Below are 8,229 nucleotides of genomic sequence, written 5' to 3' on the forward strand. Positions count from 1 at the left end.
GTTGCCTGAAAAGAGGAAAACTTATACGAAAGGGGTGCACTGTGTACAACATTAGCCACGAATTAACAATTCACGACTGCTCAGGAAATGATATAACGCACCATATAGGTTCGCATCATTGCCAAATGTACAGGCCGTAATGTGAGGACTCGCCTTATGCAGCGGATTGATCCGCTTCAGTTCCTCAATCGCCCACTGAATTCGCTCCAGCACAACAGGCTGTGCACTGATGCCTCCACCAATGGCAAATACTTCAGGGTCCAAAATGTACTGTAGATTCATAATCTGAACGGCAATCTGCGTGCAGTACGTGTCAAATACATCGCATGCATCAGCATCCTTCTGCTTGATATATTCAAATACCGCCTCACCATCCGCGGGGTTCTCCAGTCCCTTCATCTCTCCGATCCGTTTGACCATCTCCACTGCCGAACTCTCTAGTCCAAAATATGCGGCTTCTTTCGTTACTGGATCAACCCGGCTCATGATGTAACTGATCTCCCCGGCTGACAGATTCTTTCCGCGCTGGAGCTTGCCATCCACGATAATGCCTCCCCCAATACCGCTGCCCAGCACAATAACCACGGAATCCTTCGCATGTTTAACACTGCCGAGCCATAATTCAGCCATCGCAGCACATTTACCGTCATTTTCAATTGAAACATCTGTATGATATCGATCTGCGAGCAGCTTGGCTAAATTAACCTCATGTAAAAATGGAAAAGAGCCGCCATGATATATTACGCCGGTTTCCACATCAACTGTTCCCGGACAGCTCAGAGCTATACCTTGAATCTGTTCCATATTCTGCTTGTCTACGATGGAATAGAGATCATGCAGCAGTTCCTGAAGACCACTTCGCTGAATGCCTTCTTTCCCCCTGAACAGCAGCTTCCCACTCTCGCTCATGACCCCATATTTAATAAATGTGCCGCCAATATCAATGACCAAATACATTTTTGCTGCCTCCCGCTTCATAAATCGAATAGTATCCTTATAATTGAAATATAAAGCGTTTCCATTTATATTTATGGTACTTATTTGCGAATAATCGTAATAAATCATCTTCATCAGGAGGTTGAAGCTTCGATGTCCACTGTTCATGAAGTGCTGGATCAGAATCAAGCGTTAGAGGACAACCATACAATCATAAGCCGCTGCACGGAAGGCATGTTGGAGCAATCTCTTCTGGAACAGAGAGAGCGGAGCTTGTTTCACAAGTCTTATCTTGCGGAGAAAAAGGTATTTGAACAGGTTCGTCTTGGGAACAAGAAAAAAATGCTGCTCTATCTACAGCAGCACACCGAACTGAGCGGCGTTTATGGCACGTTATCCAAACATGACACTTTACGCAGCAAAAAAAATCTGATTATTGCAGCGATTACCCTGGGAGCTCGGGCTGCCATTGAAGGCGGATTATATTCGGAATCGGCCCTTACGCTTAGCGACACCTACATTCAGCACATCGAAACGCTGTCACGGATTGATTCAATCGAGCCCATCCTGCAAAATATTCTTGGAGACTTCACCGAGCGTGTTGCCAAAGTGCACCGGGCACATTTCTCAAAGGATATCCTGTTATGTCAGGAATATATATTTAATCACCTCTATGATGATCTGTGTCTGTCTGTGTTATCCGGACAACTGCAAATAAGCCCCTCCTATCTTTCCCGTAAATTCAAGGAAGAGACTGGAGAGGCGCTTCGCATTTTTATCCAGAGGCAGCGAATTGAAGAGGCCAAGACACTGATTGTTTTCTCAGACTATCGCCCGAGTGAGATCTGTTCGTTGTTGAATTTTCATGATCAAAGTTATTTCATCAAGATATTCCGCAAGCATACAGGCTTTACACCTAAGGAGTATCGCAACCGTTTTGTTGTTAAACCCTCTTGAAGGTGAGCGCATCTATTTTCCTTGTTTCTCCATAGCCGCCTTCAGCAAGTCTCCCAGATTGGAGCCGATGGATTCCTGCTTGGCATACTGCTTCACGAGCTTTTGCTGCTCACGCTTGTTCACATGCTGCTTATCTTTATCCAGCGTTTCGGTAATGCCGCACGGCAAACACTGCACATATAGTCCCGCTTTGCCTTCCTTGATCTCCATCTTTTTGTGACACTGCGCACAGCGACGGTTCGACAGACGTTTTTCATTGGAGCGGCGGTACCCGCAGTCCTCTGTAGGACATACGAGGAACTTGCCGCGTTTGCCCTTTTTTTCGAGCAGCTTGGCATTGCAGTCCGGGCAGTGGCTGTTGGTTACGTTATGCGGCTTGTATTCCGCTTTACTGCTCTTTACCGTGGATACAAGCTCCTTCGCCATAGAACGAATGCCATCCAGGAACGGGCCGGGTTTACCTTGTCCGCGTGCGATACGCTCCAGCTCGGCTTCCCAGCGGGCCGTCAGCTCCGGTGTGCGCAGCTGCGGTGCAGCAAGCTCGATCAGCTGTTTGCCTTTACCGGTTGGATGCAAGCTGCTGCCTTGACGATCAATCGTGTCCGAGCTGACCAGCTTCTCGATGATATCCGCGCGTGTTGCCGGTGTACCCAGTCCATGCTTTTCCATCTGGGACAGCAAAGCAGCTTCTGTATATCGCTTCGGCGGCATCGTACGTCCACTCTTGATATGGCAGCGCTGAAGCGTAACTGACTGTCCTTGCTGCAAATCCGGCAGAAGTGCACGTTCATGATCACCGGCATCATCTGCACGGTCATCGTCATCATCGGTGTAATCTCCGCCGTATACCTCGCGCCAGCCGCTGTCCTTAACCGTTGTACCCTTCACATGGAAGGAATCCTGCCCTACCTGTACTGTAACAGCAACGGAATCATACTTGGCCGCTGGATAGAACAAGCTGATGAAACGGCGTACGATCAGATCATATAACTTACGCTCCTCAGGGCTTAGCTGATTCAGAAGCACCGTCTGCTCGGTCGGAATAATCGCATGGTGATCCGTTACTTTGCTGTCATCCACAATTCGCTTTGTGATGTTCAGGTTTTTACGCAGCAGCGGACGGGCAAGTGAGGCATAAGGTCCTACAGCGACACTCTCCAGCCGCTCCTTCAATGTTCCAGTCATGTCGGAAGTCAGATATCGGCTGTCTGTACGCGGATAGGTCACAAGCTTGTGCTGCTCATACAGGCGCTGTAATACGTTAGATGTCTGTTTGGCGGAGAAGCCGTGTTTACGGTTCGCGTCCCGCTGCAGTTCGGTCAAGTCATATGCCAGTGGATGCGGCTCAACCTTCTCGCTTTTTTTCACCTGGGCAATCATACCCTTGCGCCCTTCCACCCGCTGCTTCAACTGCTGCATGTCCTGCTTGTCAAAAACTCTGGAGTCCCCGCCAGATGCCCGCCACACGGCCTGAAACTCCCCGAAATCTGCGGTTAACGTCTCGTATTCCTGCGAACGGAAACCGTTAATTTCATTCTCCCGGTCCATAATCATGCCAAGGGTTGGCGTCTGTACACGCCCTGCCGACAATTGTGCATTAAAACGCACCGTAAGGGCACGTGTCACATTAAGACCGATCATCCAGTCGGCTTCAGCACGACAGCGTGCGGATTCATAGAGGCGATCGAATTGACTGCCTGGCTTCAGTGAGGCAAATCCGTCCTTGATCGCTTTATCGGTCTGGGATGAGATCCACAGGCGTTTGAACGGTTTTCTCCACTGGGCCATCTGCATAATCCACCTTGCCAGCAGTTCCCCCTCACGGGCCGCATCAGTTGCAACAACAAGCTCGCCTACATCCTGACGTTTCATCAGCTGCTGTACCGCCTTGTATTGGTGGTTCGTCTCGCGGAGCACCTTCAGCTTCGTTCGCTCAGGCAAAATTGGCAAATCCTCCAGACTCCATGTGGCATATTTCTTATCATAATCCTCCGGCTCTGCCAGGCCCACCAAATGCCCCAAGGCCCACGTTACGATGTATTTCGGACCTTCCATATAACTTTTATGTTTATCACGCGCACCCATCACCCGGGCAATCTCCCGTGCTACGGAAGGCTTCTCTGCGAGTACCAATGTCTTCACGTTGTATCTCTTCCTTTCTATCCAAACCTCATAATCTTTTCAAAAATTTAATAATCGCAACTAACTTTAGTCATTTGCAAATAACGTCGATTATCTGAACCTAACTTCAATGATCTGCAACTAACTTAAATAGTCTTCAACATCAATCATCTGCGGTTAACGATCTGTCTATTATATCATTTTCAAACGGAAGCGTGTTTCAGCAAGCCATGTCTCTCTTCTACCAGCATTTCAAATGTATGTACCCTTGTTGGTTATTACAATTCCCGACTCACTAAATATGTATGTTATATATATGTAACATATTGCTGTAGACTTCCATTTTCAGACGATATTCAACATTATGCACTTCAACGAAAACAAGAGAAAATGTAAGATAACATAACACATAGTCTATTTGTATGCGTTTTTTTGGATAAATATTAACATTGTAAGATTACATGACATAAATATAAGATGTGCAAAAGCATATATACAAGAGATTCCTTACACACACATCATCTTAGACACAGGAAGGGAGCGTGGATGCATGACTTATCATGGATCTGTATTGAAAAAAGGCGGGGCCTTATTACTCGCGGGAACAATGGTTGCCGCATCGTGGGGAGGAACTGCTGTACCTTCGGCTTTCGCCGCCGCAGCAACTCCTTCAAGCCAATCCTCAACTGCCGCCGCCCTTGCAGGGAAAGCGCCAGCCAGCGCCGCAACCTTCGTGCAGGCCATGGAAGAAGCCGCTACACTTGCAGGTGTGCCTTTTACCATGGACAAGCTCTCAGGAGCGACAATTGCACGCAAAGATGCTGCAAACGCCTTGCAGCAATGGCTCAAGCTGGACGCAGCTCCGGAATCCTTCAAGGATGTACCGGATCAGTCCGAGTTTGCGAGCGCCGTCGGTGCGCTGAATGCCGCCGGGCTGATGAAAGGCTACACCGACTCTCTGTTCCTGCCGAACGCAGTCCTTACAGCGAGCGACGTTTCCATTTTGAAAGATCGCGTTTATAACTACATAAAACCGTTTGTTTTTGAAGAAGCCACAATTATGGATATGCAAACCGCAATGGCTCAAGGTAAACTGACCTCCAAAGAGCTGGTGCAGCATTATCTGGATCGTATCGCCAAATACGATGATCAGGGTGTTAGCCTCAATGCTGTCCTGAATCTGAACCCGGATGCATTGAAAATTGCTGAACAGCTGGATGAAGAACGCGCTGCACAAGGGCCTCGCGGACCACTTCACGGTATTCCGGTTCTGGTGAAGGATAACTTCGATACCAAAGACATGCCAACCACAGCTGGCTGTATTTGTCTCAAGGATTCCGTCCCTGATCATGATGCGGAGCAAGTGAAGAAGCTGAAGGCAGCAGGAGCGATTATTTTGGGCAAAACCAATCTGCACGAGTTTGCTTTTGGTATTACGACCTCCAGTTCACTCGGCGGACAAACGTTGAACCCGTACGCTCTCGACCACTATCCAGGCGGATCTAGCGGTGGAACAGGCGCCGCCATTGCCGCAAACTTTGCGGCTGCGGGAATGGGTACCGATACAGGCGGCTCGATCCGTATCCCGTCCAGCTTTAACAGCCTTGTCGGCATTCGCCCAACGATTGGTCTCTCCAGCCGTGAAGGCATCATCCCGCTGGCACTTACGCAGGACGTTGGCGGACCGATGGCTCGTACCGTAAGTGATGCTGCAATTATGCTGGATGCTACTGTCGGTTATGACAAAAAGGATGTTGCCACCGCTTATGCTGTAGGCAAAATTCCTTCCAGTTACACAGACTTCCTGGATGTGAACGGACTGAAGGGCGCTCGAATTGGCGTAGCTCCCGAACTCATTCCAAGCACCAAAGCGGAAGAAAAAGCTGTTGCTGATGTTATTAACGCTGCTGTCGAGGAGCTTAAATCCCTGGGAGCAACGGCTGTACCGATCTCCATTCCAAACTTTGCCGAAATCAACAAGTATCCAAGTCTCAGTGGCTACGAATTCAAATTCCAGTTAAATGACTATCTGGATTCTCTGGGTGACAAAGCACCCTATCACAGCCTGTCCGAAATTATCGCTTCCGGTCAGTTTGATAAAACCCAGGAGCAAGCCATGAAGGCTCGGGATGCCCGTGATACGCTAGAAACAACAGAATACAAGGATATCGTTCTGAAACGCACTCAAATTACTCGTGATTCCTTGCTGAAATTGATGGCAGACAATCATCTCGATGCGATCATCTATCCTACATCAACACAAGCTGCGGGCGTGATTGGCAAAGGTCAAACCTCCGGTGCCAACAATCGTCTGAGCCCGTTCTCAGGCTTCCCGGCAATTACGGTTCCTGCCGGATTCACCAGCGATGGCTTGCCGGTAGGCATGGAATTTCTGGGCCGTGCCTTTGACGAAGGAACTTTGATCAAGCTGGCCTACAGCTACGAGCAAGGCACGCACCACCGCCAAGCGCCTAAGTTAACGCCTTGAGGAATTAATTTCAAATAGCCGATGATCTGAAATTATTATTTATCTATTCTGCTTGAAGCTTTAATCAAAAAAGTACACCCATCCACAACATTGCGGGCGGGTGTACTTTTCTATTGCAGTGCCGACTGTCAGTACAGACTGCTGTTATCGGCTGTAGTTATTCACCATTTTTGATCCTCGGTGAATAACATGTACCAGGTACATACCTCTACAAGTACATTTCCTGATATTATTTAGAGTCTGGCACGCCCCATCGAACAACTAATCCCGAATACGTCAGCCCGCCTCCAAAACCAAATAGTGCAACATTCTGTCCGTGCTTCAGCTTCCCCTCATCTACTGCAAGCTGCAGCGCAAGAGGAATCGAGGCAGCAGATGTATTCCCGCGATACTCCATACTTGTTAACGTACGTTCCAGTGGAATCGGGCCGCGTTCACACACCGCTTCAATCATACGCATATTGGCACTGTGTGGAACAAACCAGTCGATCTGTTCAGGTGACATATCGGCTTTGGCAATAAGCTCCGTTAATTGCTCTGGAACCATTCGGACTGCCCACTTGTAAACCTCTCTTCCGTTCTGTACCAGCTTGCCCTCTGCATTCAAAGGCTGACCATTCATTTCTGTTGAAAGTCCACTTTTGTATAAATGCATGCCACCTTCTCCTTGAGTACCGGAAACGATGGACTTAAAATCTCCCTGACCCGATGCACGTTCCACCAGAAAAGCGCCCGCTCCATCTCCAAATAACACACAGGTAGTGCGATCTGTATAATCTGTAATTTTGGATAGGGTCTCTGCTCCGATGACCAGCACCTTCCGATACATACCACTGGTTACCAAACTGTCTGCCAGCTGCATGCCATATGTGAAGCCTGCACAAGCTGCGTTCAGATCGAGCACTCCCGTATGGGGGATGCCCAGATTAGCCTGCAGACGGGAAGCCGAGCTTGGGAAGGAATACTCAGGTGTACTCGTAGCAAAAAGAATCATATCAACATCGGTGATATTCACCTCGTAACGACGCACCATGTCCTTTACAGCTTCCGTAGCCAAATCCGATACAAATTGGTGCTCTGCCGCAATCCGGCGTTCTCTCATGCCTGTTCGTTGCACAATCCATTCGTCACTTGTATCGACCATTTTCTCCAAATCTGCATTACTCAGGATTCGATCCGGTACATACGTCCCCATTGCCGTTATTGCTGCCATAGATTGATGATTCATTACAGAGATCACCTCATTCGTTTTTTCTTATTATAGCACTAAGTCTTAGTACTTGGTACTAATTTTTGAAAAAGAATTGAATATCATTTATGGCAAGGCAGCTTGCAACAAAAAAACAGCCCATTAATGATGAGCTGTTCATGGCAATTTAGACTCGCTTAAAAAATAAAAACCACCACCGAACATCATCGGCAGTGGTTCTTTGCTTGGCGGCGTCCTACTCTCCCAGGACCCTGCGGTCCAAGTACCATCGGCGCTAGAGGGCTTAACGGTCGTGTTCGGGATGGGTACGTGTGGAACCCCTCCGCCATCGCCACCAAACGCGGGTTGGATCGAAGTTTATCTTCTTTCCATATCCATCAGAGTGTTGTTCTCTGAAAACTAGATTCGAAACGAAACGCTCGCAAATTAGACTTGCATATTTGGATAAGCCCTCGACCGATTAGTACTGGTCAGCTCCATGCATTGCTGCACTTCCACCCCCAGCCTATCTACCTCG

General features: G+C 48.4%; 5 protein-coding genes and 1 rRNA gene. 2 read left to right on the forward strand and 4 right to left on the reverse strand.

Annotated features, from left to right (window positions below; translation table 11 throughout):
• Positions 1-51 precede the first annotated feature (51 nt).
• On the reverse strand, positions 52-957 hold the full coding sequence (locus tag ACQSGY_RS19870) for an ROK family protein (RefSeq protein WP_427180123.1): 906 nt from the start codon (positions 955-957) through the stop codon (positions 52-54).
• A 132-nt stretch (positions 958-1,089) separates the two neighbouring features.
• Here ACQSGY_RS19870 and ACQSGY_RS19875 point away from each other — a divergent pair, with 132 nt between their 5' ends.
• Positions 1,090-1,893, forward strand: a complete 804-nt coding sequence (locus tag ACQSGY_RS19875; RefSeq protein ID WP_427180124.1) for a helix-turn-helix domain-containing protein — start codon at positions 1,090-1,092, stop codon at positions 1,891-1,893.
• A gap of 12 nt (positions 1,894-1,905) precedes the next feature.
• Here ACQSGY_RS19875 and ACQSGY_RS19880 read toward each other — a convergent pair whose 3' ends face one another.
• Complete coding sequence (locus ACQSGY_RS19880; protein ID WP_427180126.1) at positions 1,906-4,035, reverse strand: DNA topoisomerase III; 2,130 nt, start codon at positions 4,033-4,035, stop codon at positions 1,906-1,908.
• A gap of 529 nt (positions 4,036-4,564) precedes the next feature.
• On the opposite strand from ACQSGY_RS19880, the gene ACQSGY_RS19885 reads away from it, so the two are divergent.
• Positions 4,565-6,502, forward strand: a complete 1,938-nt coding sequence (locus ACQSGY_RS19885; protein ID WP_427180128.1) for an amidase family protein — start codon at positions 4,565-4,567, stop codon at positions 6,500-6,502.
• A gap of 229 nt (positions 6,503-6,731) precedes the next feature.
• Here the strand turns inward: ACQSGY_RS19885 and ACQSGY_RS19890 are convergent, their stop codons facing one another.
• Positions 6,732-7,730 carry a ketoacyl-ACP synthase III gene (locus ACQSGY_RS19890; protein WP_427180130.1) on the reverse strand — a complete coding sequence of 333 codons (999 nt, stop codon included), beginning with the start codon at positions 7,728-7,730 and terminating at the stop codon, positions 6,732-6,734.
• Between the two features lie 204 nt (positions 7,731-7,934).
• A 5S ribosomal RNA gene (gene rrf / locus ACQSGY_RS19895) occupies positions 7,935-8,051 on the reverse strand.
• Positions 8,052-8,229 lie beyond the last annotated feature (178 nt).

Origin of the sequence: Paenibacillus sp. TC-CSREp1 (assembly GCF_050171015.1) — a bacterium.
GTDB lineage: Bacteria > Bacillota > Bacilli > Paenibacillales > Paenibacillaceae > Paenibacillus > Paenibacillus silvae.